Origin of the sequence: Nocardioides bigeumensis (assembly GCF_039531755.1) — a bacterium.
Taxonomy (GTDB): Bacteria; Actinomycetota; Actinomycetes; order Propionibacteriales; family Nocardioidaceae; genus Nocardioides; species Nocardioides bigeumensis.
In genome coordinates this window covers 245,679-271,485 of the sequence record NZ_BAAAQQ010000014.1, presented here as the reverse complement: position 1 = coordinate 271,485, position 25,807 = coordinate 245,679, and the positions used below count along the sequence as shown (strand labels likewise).

The following is a 25,807-nucleotide window of genomic DNA, read 5'->3' as shown; positions in this document are numbered from 1 at the left end:
TCACGCCAGCGGCTGGAAAGCGCGCAGGCGCTGGCTGTTGGTGACCACCAGCACCGACGAGGCCGCCATCGCGAAGCCGGCGAGCATCGGGTTGAGCAGGCCGGCGGCCGCGAGCGGGAGCGCGGCGACGTTGTAGCCGAACGCCCAGAAGAGGTTGCTGCGGATGATCGTGAGCGTGCGTCGCGCGAGGCGTACGCCGTCCGCTGCGACCCGCAGGTCGCCGCTCACCAGTGTGAGGTCGCTGGCCTGGATGGCGGCGTCGGTGCCGGTGCCCATCGCGAGCCCGAGGTCGGCCTGGGCGAGCGCGGCGGCGTCGTTGACGCCGTCACCGACCATCGCGACGACGCGGCCCTCGGCCTGCAGCCGCTTGACGACGTCGACCTTGTCGGCGGGCAGCACCTCGGCGACGACGTCGTCCTCGGCGATGCCCACCTGCTCGGCGACCGAGAGCGCGGTGGCGCGGTTGTCGCCGGTGAGCAGCACCGGGCGCAGGCCCAGCTCGCGGAACCGGGCGATGGCCTCGGCCGACGTCTCCTTGACCGTGTCGGCGACGACGAGCACGCCGCGATCGGCGCCGTCCCAGCCGACCGCGACGGCCGTGCCGCCGTCCGCCTGCGCCTCGTCGAACGCCTTCTGCAAGGCGGGCGACAGGTGCTGCGACCAGTCGGCCAGCAGTCGGGGCCGGCCCACGAGGACCGCGTGACCGTCGACGACGCCCTGGACGCCGAGGCCCTCGACGTTGGCGAAGTCCTCGACGGAAGGGAGCCCGCCCGGGTCGGCGCTGCGGGCCGCGTCGGCGACGGCGCGGGCGATCGGGTGCTCGGAGAAGTCCTCGAGCGCCCCGGCCAGGCGCAACAGCTCGCGCTCGTCGACGCCCTCGGCCACGACCACGTCGCGCAGCGACATCCGCCCGGTGGTGACCGTGCCGGTCTTGTCGAGGACGACGGTGTCGACGCGACGGGTCGACTCGAGGACCTCGGGGCCCTTGATGAGGATGCCGAGCTGGGCGCCGCGGCCGGTGCCGACCATGAGGGCGGTCGGTGTCGCCAGTCCGAGCGCGCAGGGGCAGGCGATGATCAGCACGGCCACGGCCGCCGTCATCGCGCCGCTGGCGCCGATCCCGGAGCCGAGCCAGAAGCCCAGCGTCGCCACGGCCAGGGCGATCACGGTCGGCACGAAGAACGCGGACACCCGGTCCGCCAGCCGCTGCACCTCCGCCTTGCCGTGCTGGGCCTCCTCGACCAGCTTGGCCATCTGCGCGAGCTGGGTCTCCCCGCCGACGCGCGTGGCCCGGACGACGAGCCGGCCACCCGCGTTGACCGTCGCACCAGCCACAGCATGGCCGGGCCCGACCTCGACCGGCACCGACTCGCCCGTGAGCATCGACGCGTCGACCGCGGAGGTGCCGGACTCGACCACGCCGTCGGTGGCGATCTTCTCGCCGGGCCGGACGACGAAGAGGTCACCGACGGCGAGCTGACCGATCGGCACCCGGCTCTCGGTGCCGCCGGGGCCGTCGCGCAGCACCGCGACGTCCTTGGCGCCCAGGTCCATCAGCGCCCGGAGCGCAGCCCCCGCGACCCGCTTCGAGCGGCTCTCGAGCCAGCGCCCGGCGAGCAGGAACGTGGTGACGCCGGCGGCCGCCTCCAGGTAGATGTTGCCCGCGCCGTCGGTCCGCTCGATGGTGAGCTCGAAGGGGTGGGTCATGCCCGGCACTCCCGCCGTGCCCCAGAACAGCGCGTAGACCGACCAGCCGAACGCGGCGATGGTGCCGAGCGAGACGAGGGTGTCCATCGTCGTCGCGCCGTGCCGCAGGTTGGTCCAGGCGGCCTTGTGGAAGGGCCAGCCGCCCCAGACCACGACGGGGGCGGCCAGGGTGAGGGAGAGCCACTGCCAGTACTCCACCTGGAACCTCGGCACCATCGCCATCGCGATGACCGGCACGGTGAGCACGGCCGAGACCAGCAGGCGCTGGAGGGCCGGGTCGAGGCCGTCGTCGTCCGCGGTCGCCACCGGTGTGTCGGGTGCAAGGGGCAGGGCCGCCGAGTAGCCCGCGGACTCCACCGTGCGCAGCAGGTCGTCCGTCGTCACGGTGTCGGGGTAGGTCACCCGCGCCTTCTCGGTCGCGTAGTTGACCGACGCCACGACGCCGTCGAGCTTGTTGAGCTTGCGCTCGATCCGGTTGGCGCAGGACGCGCAGGTCATGCCGGTGATGGCTAGCTCGACGCTCGTCGGGGCAGTGGTCTCGACTGACGGCGTCTTGTTGGTCGAGCCCAGTCGAGACTCGCTGCTCGACGACCGGGCACTCATCGCGATGCCTCGAGGGTGAAGGTCGCCGTGCGGACCACGTCGCCGTGCAGGAAGTCGAGGTAGAGGAAGTAGCGGCCTGCGCTCGGGACCTCGGCCACGAAGCCGATCTCGGGTCCGGCGGTGCCGTCGTCCTCGGGGTGCACGTGGAGGTAGGCCAGGTCGCCGTCGCGCAGGGCCACGAGGTGACCGTTGGCGCCGAGGTAGGGCTGCAGGTCGGTCACGGGTTGCCCGTCCTTCTCGACGGTCAGCGTGAGGTCGGCGTCCTCGCCGGCGACGAGGTCGCCCTCGATCGTCACGGTGTAGTCGCCCACCTGGCTCGTGCGGCTCTGGTCCGGCGGCTGGACGGGCTCGAAGTCTCCGGCCACCGCGAGGTCGGCGCCGAGGGTGATGCCTTCGTCGGCCCCGGCAGGCACGAAGTCCGCCAGCACCCGCCACGGCCCGGCGCTCAGGGCGACGTCGGTCGACCACTCGCCGGACGTCGCGTCGAGCTCGGGGTGCACGTGCTGGAAGCCGGTGCCGTCGCGGCGTACGACGATGAGGTGCAGCTGCTTCTCGTGCTCCACGTCGTACGACGTCAGCGGCGCGCCGTCGTCGTCGGAGACCGTGAACGCGAGCGGCACCGAGCTCCCCGGCTGCAGCCGGGTGACGGCGAGCTCGAGGGTGTAGCCGTCCTGGCTGACCATGAGCCCTCCGGGCAGGTGGTCCCCGCCGTGCTCACTCGCGCCCGCCATGCTCTCGGCGCCCTCGCCGGCGTGCTCGGCCATCGCCTCGTCGCCGGTGGGCGGCGGGTCGACGACGGGACCGACGGCGTTCCCGACTCCGAGCGCGGTCGCGAAGAGCGCGACCAGGCCGGTGGCGAAGATGCCGACGCGTGCGGGGGTGGTGAGTTCCATGGCTCCTGCTCAGAGGGGGTGGACCGGTCAGACGAGCTGGTAGCCCGCCTCGTCCACGGCGGCGCTCACGGCCTCGCGGTCGAGCGGCTGGTCGGACGTGACGGTGACGGACCCGGTCTCGAGGGTGACGTCGACCGCGGTGACGCCGGGGAGCTCCTGGAGCTCCTCAGTGACCGACGCGACGCAGTGGCCGCAGGTCATGCCCGAGACGGTGCCGGTGAAGGTGTGGGACATGGTGTCTCCTCTCAGGACCGGACGAGCCGGCCGATGGCGTCGGACGCTTCCTTGAGCTTGATCTCCGCGTCGGGACCGCCGGCCTTCGCGGCGTCCACCACGCAGTGGCCGAGGTGGTCGTCGAGCAGGCCGAGCGCGACCGATTGCAGCGCCTTCGTCATCGCGGAGACCTGGGTGAGGATGTCGATGCAGTACTGCTCCTCCTCGACCATCCGCTGCAGGCCGCGTGCCTGCCCCTCGATGCGGCGCAGCCGCTTGAGGTACTCGTCCTTCTTGTGGGCCGCGAGGTAGCCGTGCTCGTGCTCGTCCATGACGAGTACTATACCCCCCCACGGTATTTGCGCAAGTCCCGTGTCTCGACTGACCGCTCGCTTCGCTCGCTGCTCGACCACCGGGACGGGTTGGTGGTCGAGCAGGTCGCGCAGGACCGTCACGAGACCCGGCGAGACCACCGGGACGCTGGACCCTCGCCACGCGTGGGAGGACGCTGGTGCCGTGGAGATCCGCTTCGTCAGCACGGCCGGGGCCAGGCCGATTCGCCTGGACGAGCTCGAGGCGCTGCTCGCCGGCCCCGACGGGTTCTGCTGGGTCGACGTCCCGTCGTGGACGGACGACGCCGAGGCGCTGCTGCTGCGGCTCGGCTGCCACGCCCGGTTGATCGAGGCCTGCCGGCGGCGCAACTACGTGCCGGTCGTGCACACCTACCCCGGCCAGGTCTTCGTCACCGTGCACGCGCCCCTCCTCGGCGGCAAGGGCCACGTCCACCTCCTGGAGCTGGACCTGGTGGTCGGGGAGCGGGTGCTGGTGACCGTGCACGGCCCGATCAACCCGGACCTCGACCTCTCTGTCTGCCTCACCGAGACCGACGCCGTCCGGGCCCGCCTCGACGCCGGCCGGATGTCACCGGACGGACCGGCCGACCTGGCGTACGCCGTCACCTCGGCCGTCGCCCGCAGCCAGAGCGCGCTGATCCACCAGATCGCCGAACGCCTGCCCGGCCTGGAGAAGGAGGTCATGACCTCGCGGCTGCGCTCGCCCGAGGAGCTGCTGGAGCGGATGTTCCTCATCCGGCACGAGCTGATGACGGGCCGCACGATGGCCGCCCAGTGCCACGAGGTGTGGGCCCGCATCGCGGGGCTCGGGCGCTTCGCGCGTGAGGGCCGGCTCGACCAGGCGGCGGACCTCGCCGACCAGTTCGCGCGCGTGCGGTCGCTGGCTGACGGGGAGACGATGTTCCTCGTCGCGGTGATCGAGCTCTACCAGACCAAGGTGCACACGAAGATGACCGTCGCGATGGAACGGCTGGCGGTGATCGCCGCCGTCACCCTTCCGGTCACCGCGCTCGCGTCGATCTACGGGATGAACGTCATCGTCAACGACGAGACCCATTGGCGTTCGCTCCTCGTGATCGTGCTGGTGATGATCACGATGAGCGGGCTGCTGCTGCGGTGGGCCCGGCGCCAGGGCTGGTGGTAGGGCTGGTGGTAGGGCTGGTGGCAGTCAGCCCTTCCGCAGGAAGGTTCGGATCGCCTCACGAGCGCCGTCGCGCAGCTCGGGTCCGTGGGTGAACGCGGCGACGTCGTACTCCAGCTCGCCGAGCCGGTGCGCGGTCTGCTTCGTCATCTTGAAGTCGGTGCAGAACGCCTTGACCGGCCAGCGGATCCGGCGCACGTTGAAGATCGCGTCGCCGGTGACCAGGACGCCACTGGACTCGTGGAGGTACGACGCGTGGCCGGGCGAGTGCCCGGGCGTGTGCACGACCCGCAGCCCGCCCGCGACGTCGATGACCTGCCCGTCGTGGAGCTCCTCGTCGACCGGGACCGGCGCGAAGGACCCGCTGCCCGACAGCTTCGCCATCAACCGGCCGAGGGACGTCGCGGCCGGGGCCACCTTGCCCGCGGCGACGAAGCCGGCGTCGGCCTCGTGGACGCCGACTCCGAGCCCGGTCTCGCCGGCGACGTACCCCGTCCCGCCGGCGTGGTCGGCGTGCGCGTGGGTGAGCAGCAGCCGCGTGACGTCGCCAGGCCCGGAGCCGATGGCGCCGAGCGCGGCCATGACCTTCTTGCCCGACTGCTTGAGGCCCATGTCGAGCACGGTGACCTGGCCGTCGTCGTCACGGAACAGGAAGCCGTTGACGAGGTCGCCGAAGAGCGGCACCCGCCAGACTCCGGGGGCGAGCAGGATGACGGGTTCCTTGGCCATGCCCGCGAACCTAGGGCATGCCTTCGGGTCTTGGCTCGGGTCAGTAGCCGCAGGAGTCGCGGGCGAACTGGATGGCGTGCGCCGCCCCCTCGGGTGCCATCCGCAGGATCAGCTCACCGGACACCGGCTGGCCGCTGGGCGGCTGGACGGTCATCTTCACGCGGAAGGCGGTGCCGCCGGCCGCCTCCATGAAGACGTGCTCGTCGCAGCGGGCGGGGTGCACGGGCAGGTCGACGGAGACGGGGTCGCCGTCTCCGCTCACCTCGAGGTCGGGCGTCCAGACCGGGGTCTGGTACGACGACAGCAGCGGCGTGCCCGACACCTGGGTGATGGTGAGGGAGCCTCCGCGCCCGGAGGGTTCCGCCTGGAGGATCAAGGTGCCGATCCCGCCCTCGCCGGGCTTGTCGACGGGCACGTCGTCGGACCACGACAACGTTGCGACCTCGGCGACCGTCAGGGCGAAGCAGGTCGAGTCCTGGAACCGCTGGACGACGTCGGCCTCGTCACCGACCGGGACCCGCTCCGCCTTGCCGTCGTGCTCGACGAGCACGGTGCCCGACCCCGACTCGGCCCTCGCCGCGCAGTCGGGGCGCTTCGGCAGGGTGAGGGTGTAGCCCCGGAAGCTGCGCGCCGGGATGACCCGCAGCCGGTCACCGGGCAGCGGGGCGAGGAAACGGTCGTCGAAGTAGGTCACCCGGGTCGGGAGCAGCGGCTTCTCGCGGTCGTTGGTGACCCACACCTGGATCCGTCCGAGCGCCGCGTCGCGCGACGACTGCTTGACCTCGGCGAAGAGGTCGCCGGTGGCAGGCGGCTTGGTGACCCGCAGGGGCTCCAGCGTCCTGACCGAGGTGGACGGCGACGGCGCGCCCTCGCTGCGCGGGTCGGCCCCGCCCTCGTCGGAGCAGCCACCGGCCACCAGCACGATCGACGCGAGCACGGCGGCGTACGTCGCCCGCAGACGGGTCCGGCCCCTCCCGATCACCTGTGCAGGCTAATCGGGAGGGGCCGGATGGTCCTGGATGTTTCAGGAACCAGGTTGGTCTAGATCCCCCGTGGAGTACTCAGGTGACTAGTGACGTGCTCGCTAGAAGACCCGGCGGCGGGTGCCGCCGATCGGGACGAGGTTCAGAATCACCCCCACGACGGCAAGGATGATGCCGATCGTGACGAGGATCGAGATGTCCGCAACTAGTCCGATGATGAGCAGAATCACACCAAGGACAACCATGGATGTTCCTTTCGACCGGGTTTCCTCCCGTGCTGCCACCCGGCCTTCGTGAGGTTGAGATTGGACGGGGAGGTCTGTGGGCCGCTCACCGGGCGGCGCCCCGGGAGCTCTCGACGGAGGGGGGTCCCTCGATGCGCGCGCGGTCGGGGTGGAAGCCGTGCTCGACACCCCAGAGGACCGCGTTGGTCCGGCTGGTGACGCCGATCTTGCGATAGGCGCTGCGGATGTAGGACTTGACCGAGTTGATCGACAGGGACGAGTGCAGGGCGATGTCGCTGTTGCTCAGGCCCTGCGTGATCAGCGCGATCACCTCGGCCTCGCGCGCGGTGAGCCCCTCCTCGCGGCCGGGCCAGTCACCGCCGACGGCGCTGCGCTTGCTCGAGCTGCCCAGCACGACCTTGCCGCCGGCGTGCACGGCGTGCAGCGCCTCCACGAGCTCGTGTGCCGGCAGGGTCTTCGAGACGTAACCCGACACCCCGTGGTCCATGGCCCGTCGCGCCATCGCCGGCGTCACGTTCCAGGCGTAGACGACCACGTGGCGCACGATCGGGTTCGCGAGGAGGTCGTGCACGTCCTCCCCGTCGCCGGAGCTCTGTGCGAACACATCGAAAAGGGCGATGTCGACGGGCTCGCTGACCTCGGTGTTGGCGTTCAGCTCGACGACCTCGAAGTCGTCCGCGTAGTTGCGCAGCATCGAGCTCAGCCCGCGGACGACGACCTCGTAGTCGTTGACCAGTGCGAGTCGGATAGCCACATGCTCCACGCTGGTTCAACGGGGGTGGCGACACCACACCCCCTGGGGTGCAGGGACCCGCCTGGCGCCGGCGATGACGGGGCGGAGAAACCGGTCCGGCTACCGGCCGGTCGCCTTCGCGAACGCCTCGACGCAGTGGCGTACGTCGTCCTCGGAGTGCGCCGCGGACAGCTGGACCCGGATCCGGGCCTGGCCGCGCGGGACGACCGGGAAGGAGAACGCGATGACGTAGACGCCCAGGGCCAGCATCTCGTCGGCGACCCGGGAGGCCTCGCGGGCGCCGTCGTCGCCGCGGAACATCACCGGGGTGATCGGGTGGTCGCCAGGCAGGATCTCGAAGCCGGCCTCGGTCATCAGCGTGCGGAACAGCGTGGTGTTGCGGCGCAGCGTCTCGCGGGCCTCGCCGGAGTCACCCGCGATGCGCAGCGCGACCTGCGACCCCGCCGCCACCGACGGCGCGACCGCGTTGGAGAAGAGGTAGGGCCGGGCCCGCTGGCGAAGCAGCTCGACGATCTCGGCACGCCCGGCGACGTACCCGCCCGAGGCGCCACCGAGGGCCTTGCCGAGGGTGCCGGTGAGGATGTCGACGCGGTCGCTCACCCCGAAGTGCTCCGGCGTGCCGCGGCCCGTGGGTCCGACGAAGCCGACGGCGTGCGAGTCGTCGACCAGCACCAGCGCGTCGTGCTTCTCGGCGAGGTCGCAGATGGCGTCGAGGGGCGCGAGGTAGCCGTCCATCGAGAAGACACCGTCGGTGACGATGCAACGGGTGCGGGCATCCGCCGCGGCGACGAGCTGCGCCTCGAGGTCGGCCATGTCGGCGTTCTTGTAGCGGTAGCGCGCGGCCTTGGACAGGCGGATGCCGTCGATCAGCGACGCGTGGTTGAGCTCGTCGGAGATGATCGCGTCCTCGGCGCCGAAGAGCGTCTCGAAGACGCCGCCGTTGGCGTCGAAGCACGACGAGAACAGGATCGTGTCGTCGGTGCCCAGGAACGCCGACAGGTCGGCCTCGAGGGAGGCGTGCAGCTCCTGGGTGCCGCAGATGAAGCGCACGCTCGCCATCCCGAAGCCCCAGCGCTCGAGCGCTTCTGTCGCCGCCGCCACCACCCGCGGGTCGTCGGCGAGGCCGAGGTAGTTGTTGGCGCAGAAGTTGAGCGCCTCGACCTTCTGGTGGTCGAGCCCGGTCGAGACCCCGATGTGCGAGGACTGCGGCGTGGTCAGGTGCCGCTCCCGCTTGGTCAGCCCAGCGACGTCGATCTCGTCGAGCGTCTCGCGGAGCCGCTCCTGCATCTTGCCGTACGCCGTGGTGGACATCAGCTCTCCCAATCCAGGATGACCTTGCCGCACTCGCCGGCACGAACGGTCTCGAAGGCCTCCGCGAAGCGGACGGCCGGGAAGCGGTGCGTGATCACGGACCGCACCGCGTCGCGCAGGGCTGCCGCCGAGGACGACGGGGTCTGCAGCATCGCCGACATGGCGTACCAGGTGTCGTACATCTCCCGGCCGTAGATGCCCTTGATCGTCAGCATGTGGGTGATGACCTTGGACCAGTCGACGGGGTAGGGGCCGCTGGGGAGACCGAGCATCGCGATCCGGCCGCCGTGGTTCATCGTCGAGATCATCTGCTCGACCGCCGCGGGGGCGCCCGACATCTCCAGACCGATGTCGAAGCCCTCCTTCATGCCGAGGGCGTCCATCGCGCCGCGCAGGTCGGTGCGCGTGGGGTCGAGCACCAGGTCGGCGCCGGCCTTGCGCGCGAGCTCGAGGCGGAAGGGGCTCAGGTCCGAGACGACGACGTAGCGCGCGCCGACGTGCCGCGCGATCGCCGTGGCCATGACGCCGATCGGGCCGGCACCGGTGACCAGCACGTCCTCCCCGGCGAGCGGGAAGGACAGGGCGGTGTGGGTGGCGTTGCCGAGGGGGTCGAAGACGGCGCCCAGGTCGGGATCGAGGTCGTCGGGCTGCACCCAGACGTTGCCGGCCGGGATGACGACGTAGTCGGCGAAGGCGCCGTCGCGGTTGACCCCGATGCCGACGGTGTGGATGCAGAGGTGCCGTCGCCCGGCCCGGCAGTTGCGGCACGTCCCGCACACGATGTGACCCTCGCCGGAGACGAGCTGGCCCTCGTGCACCGAGGTGACGTCACGGCCGACCTCGGCGACGACGCCGCAGAACTCGTGGCCGAGGGTCATCGGTGGCTTCACCACCGACGCGGCCCACGCGTCCCAGTCGTGGAGGTGGAGGTCGGTCCCGCAGAGTCCCGCCCGGAGCACCCGGATCTTCACCTCGCCTGGTCCCGGAGTGGGTTCTGGGACGTCGACGAGATCCAGCCCGGGGCCCGGCGAGGTCTTCGCCAGTGCCCGCATGCACCGACACTATCCGTGGACGGGCCCTCCGGCGCCAGCGGACAGGGGCCGGTGGCGGAGCACGTCGGCGCGCGGACGTAGGTTGCGGCTTGGTGACGATCCGGTCGCAAAGGTTGCGGACCGGACCGCCTGCAACGGAGTCTCACGCGGGCGGGCGCGACGGCAGGAGAGGCGACGGGTTGAGAGACGAACGTGAGGACCTCACGAGTGGGACCAGGGGTGGGATCGGCGTCCGCTGCGAAGGCGTGGTCCACCTCTACCGCACGTTCGAGGGCCACGACGTCGTCGCGCTGCGCGGCGTCGACCTGACGATCCTCCCCGGTGAGCGCATCGCGTTCCTCGGGCCGTCCGGCTCCGGGAAGTCGACGCTGCTCACCCTCCTCGGCGGCATCCAGAAGCCCAGCGCCGGCCGGATCTTCCTCGGTGAGGAGGAGATCAGCCGGATGGGCGAGCGCTACCTCTCCCGCGTGCGCGCCCGGCGCGTCAGCACGATGCTCCAGGGCGCCACCCGCAACCTGCTGCCCTACGCCACCGCGCGACAGAACATCGGCTTCTCCCGCCTCGGCATGGAGCCCTCGTTGCGCCGTGAGGCCATGGCCGACCGCGACCTGCTGAGCCGCGTCGGCCTCGAAGCCCAAGCCGACCAGATCGTCTCGACGATGTCGGGCGGTCAGCGGCAGCGGCTCGCCCTGGCGTGCGCCGTGGCCACCGGTCCGCAGCTGCTCCTGGCCGACGAGCCCACCAGCCAGCTCAGCCACGAGGACCGCGACCACGTCCTCGAGCTCATCCACGGGCTCGGCGACGAGCTCGGCACGACGGTCGTCGTGGTGACCCACCAGCCCGAGGTGGCCGAGACCTTCCCGCGCACGGTGACGATGAAGGGCGGCCGGGTCGGCGCCGAGGGTCGCGACGGCTCGGAGTACGTCGTCATCGGCGCCGAGGGCGTGCTCCACCTGCCCAGCCACTACGTCGCGGAGTGGCCGCAGGGCACGCTGGTCCGCATCGAGCCCGAGGGTTTCGAGCGGCTCGTGCTCTCCCGGCCGGGTGGGACCGAGGGGGCGGGCGACCGATGAGCGACCTCGAGGTCAGGGGCGTGACCTACGTCGTCGGCCGGACCCTCCTCGACGACGTGACGCTCACCTTCCGCGGCGGCGAGGTCTGCGCCGTGTCCGGCCCGAGCGGCTCCGGCAAGACCACGCTGCTCTCGATCGCGGGCGGGCTCGTCGAGCCGACGTCGGGCAGCACGGCGTACCCCGCGGGGCCGGACGCCCGGTCCAAGGGGACGTCCATGTGGCAGGGCACCGGCGACCCGCGTCCCGAGGTCGCGTTCGTGCTGCAGGTCTACGGCCTGGTGCCGATCCTGTCGGCGCGGGAGAACGTCTCCATCGCCCTGCGGGCACGCGGGGTGGCGCCGGCCGAGGCCGACGAGCTGGCCGAGGCGGCCCTCGCCAGGTTCCACATCGCCGACCTGGGCGACCGCCAGGTCGAGGAGCTGTCCGGCGGTCAGATGCAGCGGGTGGCGTGCGCGCGAGGCTTCGTCGTCGGGGCCGACATCCTGCTCGCCGACGAGCCGACGTCCGAGCTCGACGAGGGCAACCGGTCGCTGGTGCTCGAGGAGCTGCGCGCCGAAGCCGAGCGCGGCGCGGTCGTCGTCGTCGCGACCCACGACCCCGCGGTCGTCGACGCGTGCGACCGGCACTACGCCCTCGACGAGGGGGTCCTCGTCGAGCACGTGCCCCCGCGCACCCGCCGGGCGCAGGGAAGCGCGGCGCGTGAGCCGGCCCCGGTTGCCCAGGCTCCGGCGGCTGCGGCGGTCTCGGCTCCGGCGGTCGGGGCTCCGGCGGTCGGGGCTCCTGCGGTCGGGGAGCCCCCGCGACATCGCCAGGAGGAGCCGTTCGAGACGCCTCGTCCCTCGGCACCCCAGGAACCACCGGCCAGGTCGCCGTTCGCGAGGCCGGTCGACCAGTGAGCCCCCGGTGAGTCCCCATGAGTAGGGCGACCCGGGGCGCGCGCGTGCGCCGCGGCACGCTCCTGACGCTGCTCGCGATGACGGCCGTGGTCACCGCCGGCCTGGTGACGGTGCTCGGCTTCGGCGAGGTGCTGCTGTCCTCCGCCGCCGACGGGGAGACACCGGTCTCGATCTCGCGCTGGCTGTCGCTGCCGTTGCTGGTCATCGGGGCGGTCGCCGTCCCGGCCGTGGGCCACGAGCTGGCGCTCGCGCGGCGCGAGGAGGTCGGCCTGGCCAGGCTGCGCGGCATGCACGGCCGTCGGCTGGTGACCTTCCTGCTCGCGGAGCCCTTCGTCGCGATCGTGCTGGGCGGGATCGTCGGTCTGGTGCTCGGCCTCGCCGGCACCTGGCTGACCACGCGGTTCTGGCTGGAGGAGGCCGGTGTCGCGATCTCGGCCTGGACGTCAGGGGCCGCGGTCGTCGTCGTCCTCGTCGCGACCGCGGGCGTGGCCCTCGGGATGGCGGCCGCGAGTCGCGAGCCGTTGTCCGACCAGGTCAGCATCGCCACCCGAGCGAAGCCTGCGACGGCTGCCGCGCTCTTCGGCAGCGTGGTGGTGCTCGCCGCGGCCGGCATCGCCGTCTATCGCGCCGGCCGCGAGACCGACCCCGACCTGGTCGTGCTCGCCGGTCCCGCGCTGGTGGGGCTCGCCGCGGGACAGCTGACCGTCTGGCTGCTGCGCGGCGTCGCCCGCGTCGCCACGGCCAGGACCACGGGGAGCGCGCTGCCCGCCTTCCTGGCCACGCGCCGGGTCGGCCGCGGCGCTGACCGTGGCACGGCGCTGCGTCTCCTGGTCGCCGCCGGCGCCGTGGGCACGCTCGCCGCCACGGGTGCTGCAGGCATCAGCGGGTGGACCGACGACAACGCCCGGCTCACGGCGGGCGCGCCCACCCGGGTCGACCTCGACGAGCTCAACGCCCGCGAAGCGGTGACGCTCACCGAGGAGCTCGACCCCAACGGCCGCTGGCTCACCGCGGCTGTCTACGTCGACGACGACAACCCCTTGCGCCGTCGGGCGTTCGTGGACACCGAGCGCTACGTCGGCATCATCGGCGACTTCTACTCCGGCACCCCCGCCGACGACGTGGTGGCGGGCGCCGAGGGCCTGGCCATCGACTCCCCGGACCCGCTGGTCGGCGACACCGTCGAGGTCGTGGCCGACGGCATCCCCTATCGGCTCGACAACGCCAGCGCCGTGTTCGGCGGCGACGCGCCGCCGCTCGACGGCGCCGTCGAGGTCACCATCGACTACGTCGCCACCGACGGCACCCCCGGCACCTCCATCCTCGTGCTGCGTGCGCGCGCGGACGGCGGGACCGTCTCGGCCGGCGAGCCCCTGGAGAACTGCGCCGACGGTTGCGTGGTGCGGCAGGCCTCCGTGGAGACGGGCATCGTCTTCCAGGGAGACTTCTTCGTGGTCGGCGACACCCGCTTCAACGAAGCCAGCGGGAGCCGGTCGACGCAGCTGAGGACGCTGCGGTTCGGCGACACGGACCTGACGCAGGTGCCGTGGCGCGTGGTCGAGATCGACAGCTTGCGCAAGGACGAGCGGGGCTCCGTGCAGCCCGACGAGGGAGGGGGTCTCCTCGTCAGGACGGCGATCGACGGCACCGTCCGTGCCGACCTCGGCGGCGTCGACCGCACCCTGCCCCTGCTGGTGACCGCCGGGCTCGACTTCGGCGAGACCGGGCCGGTCGTGCTCGGCCCGGGTGGCGACGACAACGCCGCCGAGGTCGTCTCGACGTTGCCGGGCCTGCCGTTCGTGGAGGGCAGCGGCATGCTCGCCGACCTGCCCAGCGTCCTCTACGGCAGCGGTCCGACCATCCCCGGCGCCGACGTCATGGTCCTGGCCGCCGATGACACCCCGGCCAGCGTCATCGCCCGGCTGCGCGAGGCCGGCGGGACGGTCCGCACCCTCGAGGAGATCGAGACCGCCGACCGGCTCGCCACCGGTGCGGTGACCGCGCGGGTGTACGCCGTGCTGGCCGGCTGCTGCCTGTCGGTGGCGCTGCTGGCCTTCATCGCGAGTGCGGCGCGGCAGCGGGCGGCGTACCGCACCGACGTCGCCGCGCTGCGCGTGGTCGGCGTCCCGCCCGGACAGATCCGGTCGGCCGGCGTCGGCGAGCTGGCGCTCCTCGCCGGGATCGCCGTGGTCGCCGGCACCGGCGCCGGCCTGATCGCCTCGCGGCTCCTCCTCGACGCCCTCCCGCTCGCCACGGTGCCGGAGTTCGGGGTCCCGCTCCAGGCAGCCTCGTCGGTGCTTCCTGCGATCGGCACCGGGCTGCTGCTGGCCCTCGTCGTCGTGGTGGTCGCCGGCCGCGGTCGGCGCCTCGACCTCGACCGCACCCGGCCCGCGATCCTCCGTGACGAGCAGCCACCCGTCGTGGGGCACCGAGGGCGGGTGGCCGCCCGATGACCGGCACCCTGGCCGGTGCGGTGCTGCGCGGCATCCGCTCCCGAGCGCTCCTCTCGGCCGGCTCGATCCTGCTGATCGTGCTCGCGATCGGTTCGGCCGTCCTCGGTCCGGTCTTCCAGGTCGCGGTCACGAAGTCCTACGTCGTCACCCGGCTCAACGACGCGCCGCCGCGCGCCACCGGTGTCAGCCGCGAGCTGGTCCCGGAGCCCGACTTCCAAGGTGGCCCGCAGGCCGGCGTCGACGTGGCGGTCGAGGAGGCTCTCGCCCGCGTCCAGGGTCCGTTCGGCCCCCCGACCACGCAGCTGGAGACGGCGCGCGTGCGGGGCACGGTCAACAACCCCGACGGGACCCCCGGCCAGGTCCGCCTGCTCGCCCGGCCGGGTGCTTGCGACCACCTCGAGATCACCGGCGCCTGCCCGACCGCCCCCGGCGAGGCGATGTTGCTGGCCGGCGACGCCGAGTACTCCGGCCTCGAGATCGGCGACCGGGTCACCATGGACGGGCTCCCGGGAGTGACCGTCGTCGGCATCTACCGCGTCCTCGCCGCCGAGCAGGAGTTCTGGTACGACGTCTCCCGCTTCGAGAGCGTGCCGCGACGGATCCTTGAGGACCCCGGAGGCCCGGCGGAGGCGTCCGCGTACATGCCAGGCCCTCTCGTCGTGGACCCCGCGGCGTTCGACGCCGTCCCCGTCGAGCTCTGGCGGGTTCGCGCCGACCGGCGGCTGGAGCTGCCCCCCGACTGGACCGAGGCGGACCTGAAGGCGGCCGCCCGGTCCGCGAACGCGGCGGCGGGAGACCCGGTCGAGATCGACCGCGCGACGTTGATCGGCAGCCCGCTGGGCGACCTGCCGGCGCTGCTCGCCGAGGTGCGGTCCCAGGAGGACACCGCGCGGGCGTCGATCGCGCCGGCGGTGCTCTCGCTGGTCCTGGTGGCGCTGGCGCTGCTGCTGCGGTTGCTGACCGCGGCCAGCGAGCTGCGCCTGCCCGAGCTGGCGCTCGCCTCGCTGCGCGGGGTGGACGAGCGACGACTCTGGGGCCTGGGGCTGGTCGAGCCGCTGGCCCTGCTGCTCATCGCGCTGCCGCTCGGGCTCGCTGCCGGGATCGGGCTCTCCCTGGGCCTGATCCGCTGGTGGCTGGTGCCCGGGCTCCCGCTGCCCCTCCCGCTCTCGGCCTGGGTGGCCTCGGGGACCGTCGCCCTGGCGACGTTGGTGGTCGCCGTGGTCGCCGTCGGGCTGGTGCTGCGCGACTCGCTCGCCTCGCAGCTGACGGGTCTCAAGCGGCCCGCCGCGCGGCGGCGCACCGCCCTGATCGCCGAGCTCGCCCTGATGGCGACGGCCGCCGGCATGCTCGCCGCCCAGCTGTCGGCCGGCAGGACCGACCAGCCCGACGTCACCGACATGGTGCTGCCGGTCGTGCTGGCCGTGGTCGCCGGCCTGATCGCGACCCGCTTGATCGCCGCCGTGGCCCGCTGGGCCAGCCGGCGCTCGGGACGCTCCCTGCCGGGGTTCGTGACCGCGCGAGCACTGGGCCGCCGGCGGGAGGGGACGCTGGTGATCCTGCCGGTCACCGCGGCCATCGCCGTCGGTGTCTTCGCCGTGGGCGTCTACGACTCGGCCGCCGACTGGCGGGCCAGCGTGGCGGCGACCTCCTCACCGGCCGCCGAGGTGTGGGCCACCAGCCTGACCCTGCGCCAGGCCGTCAGCCTCACCGAGGAGCTCGACCCCGAGGGGGAGCACCTCATGGCGGGGGCGGAGTTCCTCTCGCCCGGGGCGCGGCTGTCCGTCGTCGACGGCCCGCGGATGGCGTCGGTGCTGAGCTGGCCGAGCGACTGGACCCCCGGCACCAGCGAGCAGGAGGTGCAGGACCTCATCCAGTCCCGCGGGACCACGCCCCGGTTCGCCGGGCGAGAGGTGGGGCTCACCGTCGACCAGCAGCTCACCGCCGACGACGACGTCACGGTCGAGCTCAGGATGAGCACCGCTGCCGGCGCGAGCAAGGACATCTACCTCGGCCCCTTCGAGCCGGGCGAGTCGACCCTGACCGAGCGGACGCCGTTCTGCCGGTCGGGCTGCACCGTCGAACGGATGACCCTCGGCGGCCCCGCTGCGCTCAAGATCGCGATGGCCGGCACCTTCACGGTCCGGGACCTGCTCGTCGACGGTGAGCCCTTGGCGGGTGCCGTCACCTCGGCGGGCTGGGCCCCCTCGTCCGGGGTCGGCAGCGGGCTCGACGAAGGGGTCAGCGCCGACGTCGCCGTGCAGGGCGATGACCTCGCGATCGACGTCGACACCAGTGGCGGCTCGGCCTTCGTGCGGATGTCTCCCGGCGAGCTGACGCCCGAGCGGCCCGTCGTCGTCGGTCGCGGTGCGGACTACATGCTCGGCGACGACCCCGACGCCCCGGCGGTGCCGATCTCCGGGGTCGACATGCCGGTGCGCAAGGTGCTCGCGGCGGAGAGCCTGCCGCTGCTCGGCCCGTCCGGCATCCTCATCGACTACCGCATGCTCTTCACCGACCGGCTGATCTACACCAACACCGTCGATGTCTACGTCGCCGTCGACGGCGACACCCCGACCGCCATGAAGCAGTCCCTGGCCGACCGCGGTCTCAGCCTCGACAAGACGCTCGCGCAGGAGAAGTCGATCCTCGACCAGGGCGCCTACGCCCTGGCCCTCCGCCTCTACGGCGTGGCGGCGGTCCTGGTCCTGCTGATGGCGCTGGCCGGCCTGTTCGTCTCGACCGCGGTGCAGCTGCCCGCACGCCGCCGCGACGCGGCCGCGCTGCGCGTCGTCGGCGTACGCCGCCGGGTCGTCGTCTCGGCGGTCGCGCGCGAGTTCGCCGTCGTGCTCGGCGGGGCCGCCGTCGCCGGGATCGGGGCCGGCGCGTTGGCGCAGTACGTCGTCCTCAGGACCATCCAGCTCGGCTACGTCGAGGCCCTGGTGACCCCGCGCCTGGTGGCCTCCGTCGACCTGCCCCAGCTCGGCATCATCGCCGCGTGCGCCGCTGCGGCGTTCGGGCTCTTCGCGTTCGTCAGCGCCACGCTGACCGTGCGCGGCGCGCGGGGCGCGACCCTGCGCGAGACGGCCCGTTGAAAGCCGCCGGCAACGGGGTGGGGCCGCGACTCAGCGGTTCAAGAACCTCGCGAACACCGACGGCTGCCCCGCTGGGCCGTCGCCACCGCAGTCGCAGAGGTCCGCGGGGGCGAACCCGGCCAGCGCCTCGTCGACGTGCAGGCCGCAGCCGGCCCAGGTGACCTTGCTGCAGCTGCGGCAGCGCACCGGGTGACACATGTCGTCCAGCCTACGTGTCAGCGCGGAACCGCCACAGACGGCGGGTCGTCGTCGTCACCTTGCCGGTCGGCGAAGAGGCAGAACGGGTGGCCGGCGGGATCGAGCATGACGCGCACGTCGTCCTGCGGCTGGTACGCCGCCTGGCTGGCGCCCAGCGACTCGGCGTACGCGACACCCGCGTCCAGGTCGTTCGCGCCGATGTCGAGGTGGAGCTGCATCTGCTGGTCGCCGGGCGTCCCCGGCCAGGAGGGCGGCACGTGGCCGTCCTCGAGCTGGAAGGCCAGCCCCGTGGTGCGGCCGGGGGCACGCACCTTGGCCCAGTCGGGCTCGGACTCGACGACGTCCCAACCGAGGAGGGCGGCGTAGAAGCGGGCCAGGCCGGGCGGGTCGGGGGTGCCGATGACGGTGGACGACAACCGGGTGCGCAGCTCGCTCATGTCCCCACGATAGGAATGTCCTGACAGGTTCGTCGGCCCGAGTCGGCCCGGGTTGTCGTGTCAGCAGGCGTCCGTTCGTGGCAGAGGTGACAGGGTCCCGCGAGGGGACCCCGACCGAGGAGGAATCCCGATGACGCAGTACATGATCTCCGTGATGGCCATCGAGGGCGAGGAGGACTACCCCACCGACCCGGCCGAGCTGCAGAAGCTCTACGACGACGTCGAGGTCTTCAACCAGAAGGTGCGCGACGCCGGCGCCTGGGTGTTCGGCGGGGGCCTGACCCCGCGCGACAGCGCGACCTGCGTGGACAACACCCAGGGCCAGAACATCGTCACCGACGGCCCGTTCGCGGAGTCGAAGGAGTACCTCGGGGGCTTCTGGATCATCGAGGCCCCCGACCTCGACGCGGCCCTGAAGTGGGCGGCCGAAGGCTCCCGGGCCTGCGTCGGCAAGGTCGAGGTCCGGCCCTTCCAGTCGGAGCCGCCCGAGGCCGGATGACCGATCGCGAACCGCTCGACCTGACCGCAGCCGACCTGGCGGGTCGGATCGAGCACGTCTTCCGCGCGGAGCACGCGCGAGTGGTCGCGTCGCTGGCCCGCCGCTTCGGCGATCTCGACATCGCCGAGGAGGCGACCGGCGAGGCGCTCCTGCTCGCCCTGGAGAAGTGGCCCGTCGACGGGCTGCCGCCCAACCCGGGCGGCTGGCTCACCACCACCGCCGGCAACAAGGCCATCGACCGGATCCGCCGCGAAGGGCGTCGCGACGACAAGCATCGACAAGCCGTCATGGAATCCGAGCGCCGCGGGGACCACGAACCCGCCACCGCTGAGCACACCGGCGCGATCGTCGACGACCGCCTCCGGCTGGTGTTCACCTGCTGCCACCCCGCCCTGGCCCCCGAGGCCCGGGTCGGGCTGACCCTGCGCCTGGTCGCGGGGCTGACCGTGCCCGAGATCGCCGGCGCCTTCCTCGTCCCCGAGACGACGCTGGCCCAACGCCTGACCCGCGCAAAGAAGAAGATCAAGGACGCGCACATCCCTTATCGCGTGCCCGAGGCCGAGGACCTGCCCGACCGGCGCACGGCGGTGCTCGCCGTGGTCTACCTCGTCTTCAACGAGGGCTACCTCGCGACCTCGGCCAGCGGTGAGGAGAGCGCCCCGATCCGCGGGGAGCTGTGCGCGGAGGCAGTCCGGCTGGGCCGGCTGCTGCGCGAGCTGATGCCCGACGACCCCGAGGTGATGGGGCTGCTCGCCCTGATGCTGCTCATCGAGGCGCGCCGCCCGGCGAGGTACGTCGGCGGCGAGCTGGTGTCCCTCGACGAGCAGGATCGCTCCCTGTGGGACAGGAGCCTCGTCGCCGAGGGCCACGCGTTGGTGCGCGAGTGCCTCGGGATCGGCCGACCCGGCCACTACCAGCTGCTGGCCGCCATCAACGCCGTGCACACCGACGCCGCCACTGCGGCCGACACCGACTGGGCGCAGATCGCGACGCTCTACGACCAGCTCCACGCCGTCACCCCGTCGCCGGTCGTCGCCCTCAACCGAGCCGTCGCCATCGCCGAGCTCGACGGGCCCGCCGTGGGACTGGCGGCCGTCGAGCCGCTCGCGCTGACGTCGTACACCCCGTGGCACGCGACGCGCGCCGACCTGCTGCGCCGGGCCGGCCGCCTCGACGAGGCCCGCGCGGCGTACGACGCGGCGATCGCCACCAGCGACAACGAGCCCGAGCGGGCCTGGCTGCGAGCAAGGCGAGCCAAAACCAGTTGAGTTGGCCCTCAGGGCCCCTCGACTTGGCCCTCCGCGCCCCTTATGGCCGCTCGATGGCCCCTCAGGTTCCTGCCTCCGGGGCCCGGAGGGCCAAGTCGAGGGGCCTTTAGAGCCAACTCAACGAGCTTCTTGCTTGCGTACGCTGCGACCGCCTGCGTACTATCACGATATATCGCGAGTGTTCGGGCGATGCATCGGAGGAGAGATCATGGGACAGCAGGACTTCGGGCGGCAGTTCGCCCGGTTCGTGGACCAGCAGTGGGGGCAGCACCGCCGCGGCTGGGAGGGGCACGACGCCACCAGCCAGCACGGCTGGGGCGGCGAGTGGAGCGGCCGCGGGTCGCGCAGCGGCCCACCCCCCTGGATCGCCGGGCTCTTCGGGCTCGCCCAGGGCGACCAGAGCCGTGGCCCGCGGGTACGCCGCGGTGACGTCCGGTCCGCGATCCTCGACGTGCTGCGCGGTGAGCCGATGAACGGCTACCAGCTGATCAACCAGATCTCCGAGCGCAGCGCGGGTGCCTGGAAGCCCAGCCCCGGCTCGGTCTACCCGACCCTCCAGCAGCTCGAGGACGAGGGCCTGATCCAGGCCGACGAGCAGGGCGGGCGGCGTTCGTTCCGGCTGACGGGGGACGGCGAGCGCTACGTCGACGAGAACGCCGGCGAGCTCGCCGAGGTGTGGGCGCCGTTCGAGGCCCCTCGGTCCGACGCTCGCGAGGACGGCGGCGGACGCACCGACTTCGGCTCGCTCAAGCCCGAGATCGGGCAGGTCATGAGCGCGGTCTGGCAGATCATCTCGACCGGCACCGACCAGCAGCGCCGCGACGCCGTCGGGGTGCTCGTCGAGACCCGGCGCAAGCTCTACGGGATCCTCGCGGAGGGAGACACCGAGTCATGAACGACGAGCTCCGGTTGTCCGACGCCGAGCGTGACGCGGCCAGCCAGGCGCTGGGCGAGCACTTCGCCCTTGGCCGGCTCGACGCCGACGAGCACGCCGAGCGGCACGAGCGCATCTGGAGGGCCAAGACCCGTGGCGACATCCCGCCGGTCTTCGCCGACCTCCCCGGCGGCTCGCCGCTGCACCCGGCACGTCACGAGCCGCGCCGTCCGGCCCCGGCCGGACAGCCGTGGGTCGCGCCCCCGCCTTACCCCCGGCCGCGGCGCATGGGCGTCCCGCTTCCGATCAAGGTGGTCTTCGGCCTGGTCCTCGCGGTCCTCGTGGTGACCCACTGGCCGCTGATCTTGATCGCGCTCGGCGTGGTCTGGCTCTTCAGCCACAAGGGCTCGCGCCGCCGCTCGGGCTACGGCTACGGCCCCGGCCCGCACGGCGGCTGCGGCCAGCGAGGGCCTGTCAGGGCGTGATGTTCACGGCTCGAGCACGGTCGTCGCCGTCGTGCGCGCCGCGAGCCGCCCGCGGTCGACGGTGACGCCGAAGCCCGGCCCGGAGGGCACGGCCACCGAGCCGTCGGTCATCACGATCTCCTCGGTGATGTCCTCGTCGTAGAACCGCTTCGACCCTGAGACGTCTCCGGGCAGCGTGAAGCCGGGCAGCGACGCGAGGGCGATGTTGGCGGCCCGGCCGACGCCCGTCTCGAGCATGCCGCCGCACCACACGGGGATGCCGTGCGCGCGGGCGAGGTCGTGGATGCGCCGCGCCTCGAGGTACCCGCCGACGCGTCCTGGCTTGATGTTGATCACCGCGGCCGCCCCGAGGGCGATCGCGTCCGCGGCCGCCTCCGCCGAGGTGATCGACTCGTCGAGGCAGACCGGCGTCTCCAGCTGCTGGGCGAGCAGGGCGTGCTGGCGCAGGTCCGACTCGCCGAGCGGCTGCTCGATGAGCAGCAGGCGGTGCTCGTCGAGGCGGCGGAGGTGCTGCGCGTCCGAGAGCGTGTACGCCGCGTTGGCGTCGACCTGCAAGAGCACGTCGTCGCCGAACTCGCGGCGCACGGCGGCGACCGGCTCGAGGTCGACCCCGGGCGCGATCTTGAGCTTGATCCGGGCGTACCCCTCGTCGAGGTAGCCCGCCACCGACCGCAACAGCGCCGGCACGTCGTCGTGGATGCCGACCGAGACCCCGGACGGCACCCGGTCGACCACGCCGCCGAGGTACGACGCCAGCGACCGCTCGTCGGTGCGCAGCTGGGCGTCCAGCAGCGCCATCTCGACGGCGGCCTTGGCCATCGGGTGCCCGACCACCCCGCGCAGGTGGTGGCCGACGGTCTCGGGCGTGAGGTCGTCGACGGCGAAGAGCAGCGGCGCCAGCCACCGCCGGGTCAGCTCGACCGACGCGCTCAGGAACTCCGACGAGTAGACCGGCGCCGCCATCGCCACGCACTCGCCCCAGCCGACCGAAGGTCCTCGGGCGGTGTCGACCTCGGCCTCGACGAGGTAGGCCTCCCGCACCGTCTCAGTGCCGAACGACGTCGTGAAGGGCGCCACGATCGGCAGCGACACGTGGTGCAGGGTGAGCCGGCGCAATCTCATGGGGACAGTCTCATCTGCCTCATCGGCGCAGCCTCACGGGGCAGGCTCATCAGACGGTCTCCTTGGCGAACACGTAACGCGATTCCATGTCGAAGCCCACGACCCGCCAGCCGTCCGCGAGCAGCCCGGTCATGGCCGCGCGCGTCGCGTGCCTCCAGGTCGAGGCCGCGGCGGGGTCGTCGCGACGCAGCCGCTCGATGTCGGAGGGCACCTCGACGTACGCCAGGTCGCCGGCCGGGAGCGGCCACGGACCCGGCGACCTCTCGAGGTCCCACGAGACGAGCAGCCGGTCGCTGGGGTCCTCGCCGTTGCGGGGGTCGCGCAGGGCGCCGTAGTGGTTGGGGTGGTACGCGACCGGCAGGGCGCCGAGCTTCGATGCGTTGAACCAGGCGTTGCGCGCGATCAGCGGGTCGTAGGTCCAGGTCATCCGGGTCACCCCGCGGTCCAGGCACCACTGCCGCTGGTGCAGCTTGACGGCGTACCCGACACCACGCCCCGCACGCGCCGCGTCCACCCCGACGACGTGCGAGTGCAGCGGGGCGCCGGGCGGGCCGAACCAGCCGACCGCCCCTGACACGAGGACGCCGTCCTGGTAGACGCTCGTCACCAGGTTGCCGCTGCTGGCCAGGGCCATCATGGTCGAGCCGTCGATGACCGAGGGGCCGTCGCCGACGTCCCACACCCGGTCGAAGAGGTGGACCAGGGCCGCGCAGTCGTCGATGGTGCGGGCGTCGACGAACTCCAGGTCCGGGCCGGTCATGGGAGCCCCGCTCTGCCTAGCAGGCGTGCTTGTAGGCGATGACCTTCGGCGGCAGCGGCGCCTTGGTGGAGCGCTCGTTGGGAGCCTGGAGCGACCAGTAGCGCAGCCAGTCCATCTGCATGCGCGCCTTGTTCATCCGCTCGCCCTTCACCGCCTCCATGGTGAAGCGCACCTGGAAGTTGCGGCCCGAGAAGGCCTCCTCGCGCCGCTCCGAGCTGATGATCTTGGCGTCGACGAACCACGAGATGCGCTTCGGGGTGAGCTCGATGGCGAAGGTGTGCCACTGGTCCTGGCCGAAGGTGCGCGGGTAGGTCACCAGCGACTGCCGGTCCGGGCGGGTGCGGATGTAGTGGTCGACCGAGTCGCCGCCCATGCGGAACCTGTTGAGGGCGATGTTCTGCTCGCCGCAGCCCTCGGCCGCGTCCTTGACGGGCACCAGCTCGGTGAGCACGCGGTACGGCGTGTGGCCGCTGCCGTACTGGCGCTGCCGGAGGCGGATCTCCCAGCGGCCGTAGGGCTGACCGGGCCGCTCGAGCGTCGCGGAGACCGTGCCGCGCCGGCCGGTGTTGAGGGTGAGCATTCCGTGCTGGTTCTGCACGTTGCCGCGGCCCTCGACCTTCCAGCGCGGGGCCAGCGGGCCGACGAACGTCTCGTCGTAGATCAGGCCGCCGTGGCCGTACCAGCCCCAGGTGTTGCCGGCGTGGATCGGTCCGGGAGCGACGCGCTCAGCGACGGCTGCTGAGGCGGTGCCCGCGGGCGCCCCCAGCGAGAGAGCGAGGAGAACGGCAGTGACGGCTGCGACGAGAGGGGCGAGGTGGCGGGCCACACGTCGCGGCCGGAGGGAGGTCGGCTCGAACATGGGCATCGAACCTAGCGAAGTCCGTCCTGCGGGTCACTTCCTGGCGTCCTGCCGAGGCGTGGAGCAGGATCGGGACATGACCGCCACCGAGGCCTTCCGGGCCGCCCGGGACCAGCTGCTCGAGCTCAAGGGTGACCACGAGCGCGCCGTCGCGGAGTTCGCGTTCCCCGACGTGGGCGATCGGTGGAACTGGGCGATCGACTGGTTCGACGCCGTCGCGCGCGGCAACGACCGGCCCGGGCTCGTGGTCGTCGAGGAGGACGGCTCCGACGCGTCGCTCACCTTCGACGACCTCGCGCGCCGCTCCGACCAGGTGGCGGTGTGGCTGCGCGACCGCGGCGTGCGCAAGGGCGACTCGGTGGTCGTGATGCTCGGCAACCAGCTCGAGCTGTGGGAGACGATGCTCGCGGTGATGAAGCTCGGCGCGGTCATCATGCCGACCACGACCGCCGTCGGCCCCGCCGACCTGCGCGACCGGATCGACCGCGGTGCCGCCCGCTTCGTGATCTGCAACCCCGTCGACGCCCCGAAGCTCGACGACGTGCCCGGCGACTACACGCGCATCGCTGTGGGCCCCGTCGCGGGGGCCGAGTGGCACGACCTGCGGGCGGCGCACGACGGGCTCGAGGGCACCGGCACCGTCGAGCACCCCGGCACGACGCCGGACGACCGGCTGCTCCTCTACTTCACCAGCGGCACGACCTCGCGGCCCAAGCTGGTCGAGCACACCCAGGTCTCCTACCCCGTCGGCCACCTCACGACGATGTACTGGCTCGGCATCGAGCCCGGCGACGTGCACCTCAACATCTCCAGCCCCGGTTGGGCCAAGCACGCCTGGTCGTGCTTCTTCGCGCCGTGGAACGCCGAGGCGACCGTGCTGGTCTACAACTACGCCCGGTTCGACGCCGCGGCGCTGCTCGACCAGCTGCGGGAGCGACAGGTGACCAGCTTCTGCGCGCCGCCGACGGTGTGGCGGATGCTCATCAACGCCGACCTGTCCGCCGGTCCGGGCACGCTGCGCGAGGTGATCGGCGCGGGGGAGCCGCTCAACCCCGAGGTGATCGAGCAGGTACGCCGGCACTGGGGGCTCAGCCTGCGCGACGGCTACGGCCAGACCGAGACCACGGCGCAGATCGGCAACACCCCTGGCTCGCTGGTGAAGCCGGGGTCGATGGGCCGGCCGCTGCCCGGCATGCCTGTCGCGCTGGTCGACCCGGCGACGGGCGATCGGGTCGACGGCGTCGGTGAGGGCGAGATCTGCCTGGAGCTGGACGGGCCGGGTGGCCGGCCGCTCCCGCTGATGACGGCCTACCAGGGCGACGCGGGTCGCAACGACCAGGCGATGGCCGGCGGTTTCTACCACACCGGCGACATCGCCGAGCGCGACGAGGACGGCTACATCACCTACGTCGGTCGCACCGACGACGTCTTCAAGGCCAGCGACTACAAGATCAGCCCGTTCGAGCTCGAGTCGGTCCTGATCGAGCACCCGGCGGTCGCCGAGGCCGCCGTCGTGCCCGCCCCCGACGAGGTGCGGCTCGCCGTGCCCAAGGCGTACGTCGTGCTCGCGCCCGGCCACGAGCCGACCCGCGACACGGCGTACTCGATCCTCAAGCACGCGCGGGAGAACCTGGCGCCCTACCTCCGCGTGCGGCGGATCGAGTTCGCCGAGCTGCCGAAGACCATCTCCGGCAAGATCCGCCGGGTCGAGCTGCGCGCCCGCGAGGTCGAGCTGTCGCGAGGTGGGGGCACCACCGACGAGTGGCGCGACGAGATGTTCCCCGAGCTCAAGGGCTGACCGGCAACC

At 72.5% G+C, this 25,807-nt stretch carries 25 protein-coding genes; 10 read left to right on the top strand and 15 right to left on the bottom strand.

Annotated elements, in window-relative coordinates; genetic code table 11:
- From ABD295_RS20520 to ABD295_RS20505, 4 genes are read right to left on the bottom strand one after another with little or no spacing between them, the layout of a single operon-like run.
- The gene (locus ABD295_RS20520; protein ID WP_344305711.1) at positions 1–2,310 is read right to left on the bottom strand and encodes a heavy metal translocating P-type ATPase; all 2,310 of its coding nucleotides are present in this window, start codon (positions 2,308–2,310) and stop codon (positions 1–3) included.
- On the bottom strand, positions 2,307–3,203 hold the full coding sequence (locus ABD295_RS20515; RefSeq protein WP_344305710.1) for a hypothetical protein: 897 nt from the start codon (positions 3,201–3,203) through the stop codon (positions 2,307–2,309). The genes ABD295_RS20520 and ABD295_RS20515 overlap by 4 nt, the downstream gene beginning before the upstream one ends.
- Before the next feature lie 27 nt (positions 3,204–3,230).
- Complete coding sequence (locus tag ABD295_RS20510; protein WP_344305708.1) at positions 3,231–3,437, bottom strand: heavy-metal-associated domain-containing protein; 207 nt, start codon at positions 3,435–3,437, stop codon at positions 3,231–3,233.
- An 11-nt stretch (positions 3,438–3,448) separates the two neighbouring features.
- A complete protein-coding gene (locus tag ABD295_RS20505; RefSeq protein WP_344305707.1) occupies positions 3,449–3,748 on the bottom strand; it encodes a metal-sensitive transcriptional regulator in 300 nt (99 codons plus the stop codon).
- 184 nt (positions 3,749–3,932) lie between these two features.
- Here ABD295_RS20505 and ABD295_RS20500 point away from each other — a divergent pair, with 184 nt between their 5' ends.
- A complete protein-coding gene (locus ABD295_RS20500) occupies positions 3,933–4,913 on the top strand; it encodes a magnesium transporter CorA family protein (RefSeq protein ID WP_344305705.1) in 981 nt (326 codons plus the stop codon).
- 24 nt (positions 4,914–4,937) lie between these two features.
- On the opposite strand, the gene ABD295_RS20495 is transcribed toward ABD295_RS20500, so the two are convergent.
- The 6 genes from ABD295_RS20495 to tdh form a co-directional block, all read right to left on the bottom strand.
- Positions 4,938–5,639 carry an MBL fold metallo-hydrolase gene (locus ABD295_RS20495; protein ID WP_344305704.1) on the bottom strand — a complete coding sequence of 234 codons (702 nt, stop codon included), beginning with the start codon at positions 5,637–5,639 and terminating at the stop codon, positions 4,938–4,940.
- Between the two features lie 40 nt (positions 5,640–5,679).
- Positions 5,680–6,621 (bottom strand): hypothetical protein, encoded by a 942-nt coding sequence (locus ABD295_RS20490; RefSeq protein WP_344305703.1) that lies wholly within the window; start codon positions 6,619–6,621, stop codon positions 5,680–5,682.
- A gap of 102 nt (positions 6,622–6,723) precedes the next feature.
- The gene (locus tag ABD295_RS20485; protein WP_344305702.1) at positions 6,724–6,906 is read right to left on the bottom strand and encodes a hypothetical protein; all 183 of its coding nucleotides are present in this window, start codon (positions 6,904–6,906) and stop codon (positions 6,724–6,726) included.
- Between the two features lie 46 nt (positions 6,907–6,952).
- On the bottom strand, positions 6,953–7,621 hold the full coding sequence (locus tag ABD295_RS20480) for a helix-turn-helix transcriptional regulator (protein ID WP_344305701.1): 669 nt from the start codon (positions 7,619–7,621) through the stop codon (positions 6,953–6,955).
- Between the two features lie 99 nt (positions 7,622–7,720).
- Positions 7,721–8,908 (bottom strand): glycine C-acetyltransferase, encoded by a 1,188-nt coding sequence (locus tag ABD295_RS20475; RefSeq protein ID WP_344305818.1) that lies wholly within the window; start codon positions 8,906–8,908, stop codon positions 7,721–7,723.
- A 23-nt stretch (positions 8,909–8,931) separates the two neighbouring features.
- Positions 8,932–9,984 (bottom strand): L-threonine 3-dehydrogenase, encoded by a 1,053-nt coding sequence (gene tdh / locus ABD295_RS20470; protein WP_344305700.1) that lies wholly within the window; start codon positions 9,982–9,984, stop codon positions 8,932–8,934.
- A gap of 245 nt (positions 9,985–10,229) precedes the next feature.
- Here tdh and ABD295_RS20465 point away from each other — a divergent pair, with 245 nt between their 5' ends.
- From ABD295_RS20465 to ABD295_RS20450, 4 genes are read left to right on the top strand one after another with little or no spacing between them, the layout of a single operon-like run.
- Complete coding sequence (locus tag ABD295_RS20465) at positions 10,230–11,057, top strand: ABC transporter ATP-binding protein (protein WP_344305699.1); 828 nt, start codon at positions 10,230–10,232, stop codon at positions 11,055–11,057.
- Positions 11,054–11,953 carry an ATP-binding cassette domain-containing protein gene (locus tag ABD295_RS20460; RefSeq protein WP_344305698.1) on the top strand — a complete coding sequence of 300 codons (900 nt, stop codon included), beginning with the start codon at positions 11,054–11,056 and terminating at the stop codon, positions 11,951–11,953. Before ABD295_RS20465 ends, ABD295_RS20460 begins: the two co-directional genes overlap by 4 nt.
- Before the next feature lie 17 nt (positions 11,954–11,970).
- Positions 11,971–14,406, top strand: coding sequence for an FtsX-like permease family protein (locus ABD295_RS20455; protein WP_344305697.1), 2,436 nt, complete (start codon positions 11,971–11,973; stop codon positions 14,404–14,406).
- On the top strand, positions 14,403–17,498 hold the full coding sequence (locus ABD295_RS20450) for an FtsX-like permease family protein (protein ID WP_344305696.1): 3,096 nt from the start codon (positions 14,403–14,405) through the stop codon (positions 17,496–17,498). The genes ABD295_RS20455 and ABD295_RS20450 overlap by 4 nt, the downstream gene beginning before the upstream one ends.
- Positions 17,499–17,528: 30 nt before the next feature.
- Here ABD295_RS20450 and ABD295_RS20445 read toward each other — a convergent pair whose 3' ends face one another.
- Positions 17,529–17,696, bottom strand: a complete 168-nt coding sequence (locus tag ABD295_RS20445; RefSeq protein ID WP_344305695.1) for a hypothetical protein — start codon at positions 17,694–17,696, stop codon at positions 17,529–17,531.
- A gap of 17 nt (positions 17,697–17,713) precedes the next feature.
- Positions 17,714–18,133: a VOC family protein gene (locus ABD295_RS20440; RefSeq protein ID WP_344305694.1), complete on the bottom strand. Its 420-nt coding sequence runs from the start codon at positions 18,131–18,133 to the stop codon at positions 17,714–17,716.
- 130 nt (positions 18,134–18,263) lie between these two features.
- Between ABD295_RS20440 and ABD295_RS20435 the strand changes: the two genes are divergently transcribed.
- The 4 genes from ABD295_RS20435 to ABD295_RS20420 all read left to right on the top strand — a co-directional run bounded on the left by ABD295_RS20435 (position 18,264) and on the right by ABD295_RS20420 (position 21,259).
- On the top strand, positions 18,264–18,632 hold the full coding sequence (locus ABD295_RS20435; RefSeq protein ID WP_344305693.1) for a YciI family protein: 369 nt from the start codon (positions 18,264–18,266) through the stop codon (positions 18,630–18,632).
- Positions 18,629–19,900, top strand: coding sequence for an RNA polymerase sigma factor (locus tag ABD295_RS20430; protein ID WP_344305692.1), 1,272 nt, complete (start codon positions 18,629–18,631; stop codon positions 19,898–19,900). The genes ABD295_RS20435 and ABD295_RS20430 overlap by 4 nt, the downstream gene beginning before the upstream one ends.
- 208 nt (positions 19,901–20,108) lie before the next feature.
- The gene (locus ABD295_RS20425; RefSeq protein WP_344305691.1) at positions 20,109–20,795 is read left to right on the top strand and encodes a PadR family transcriptional regulator; all 687 of its coding nucleotides are present in this window, start codon (positions 20,109–20,111) and stop codon (positions 20,793–20,795) included.
- The gene (locus ABD295_RS20420) at positions 20,792–21,259 is read left to right on the top strand and encodes a DUF1707 SHOCT-like domain-containing protein (RefSeq protein WP_344305690.1); all 468 of its coding nucleotides are present in this window, start codon (positions 20,792–20,794) and stop codon (positions 21,257–21,259) included. Before ABD295_RS20425 ends, ABD295_RS20420 begins: the two co-directional genes overlap by 4 nt.
- 3 nt (positions 21,260–21,262) lie before the next feature.
- Here the strand turns inward: ABD295_RS20420 and menC are convergent, their stop codons facing one another.
- From menC to ABD295_RS20405, 3 genes are read right to left on the bottom strand one after another with little or no spacing between them, the layout of a single operon-like run.
- The gene (menC, locus tag ABD295_RS20415; protein ID WP_344305689.1) at positions 21,263–22,381 is read right to left on the bottom strand and encodes an o-succinylbenzoate synthase; all 1,119 of its coding nucleotides are present in this window, start codon (positions 22,379–22,381) and stop codon (positions 21,263–21,265) included.
- A 49-nt stretch (positions 22,382–22,430) separates the two neighbouring features.
- Positions 22,431–23,141, bottom strand: a complete 711-nt coding sequence (locus ABD295_RS20410) for a hypothetical protein (protein WP_344305688.1) — start codon at positions 23,139–23,141, stop codon at positions 22,431–22,433.
- Positions 23,142–23,157: 16 nt separating this feature from the next.
- On the bottom strand, positions 23,158–24,000 hold the full coding sequence (locus ABD295_RS20405; protein WP_344305687.1) for a family 16 glycosylhydrolase: 843 nt from the start codon (positions 23,998–24,000) through the stop codon (positions 23,158–23,160).
- Between the two features lie 76 nt (positions 24,001–24,076).
- Between ABD295_RS20405 and ABD295_RS20400 the strand changes: the two genes are divergently transcribed.
- Positions 24,077–25,798, top strand: coding sequence for an AMP-binding protein (locus ABD295_RS20400; RefSeq protein WP_344305686.1), 1,722 nt, complete (start codon positions 24,077–24,079; stop codon positions 25,796–25,798).
- The last annotated feature ends 9 nt before the right edge of the window (positions 25,799–25,807 follow it).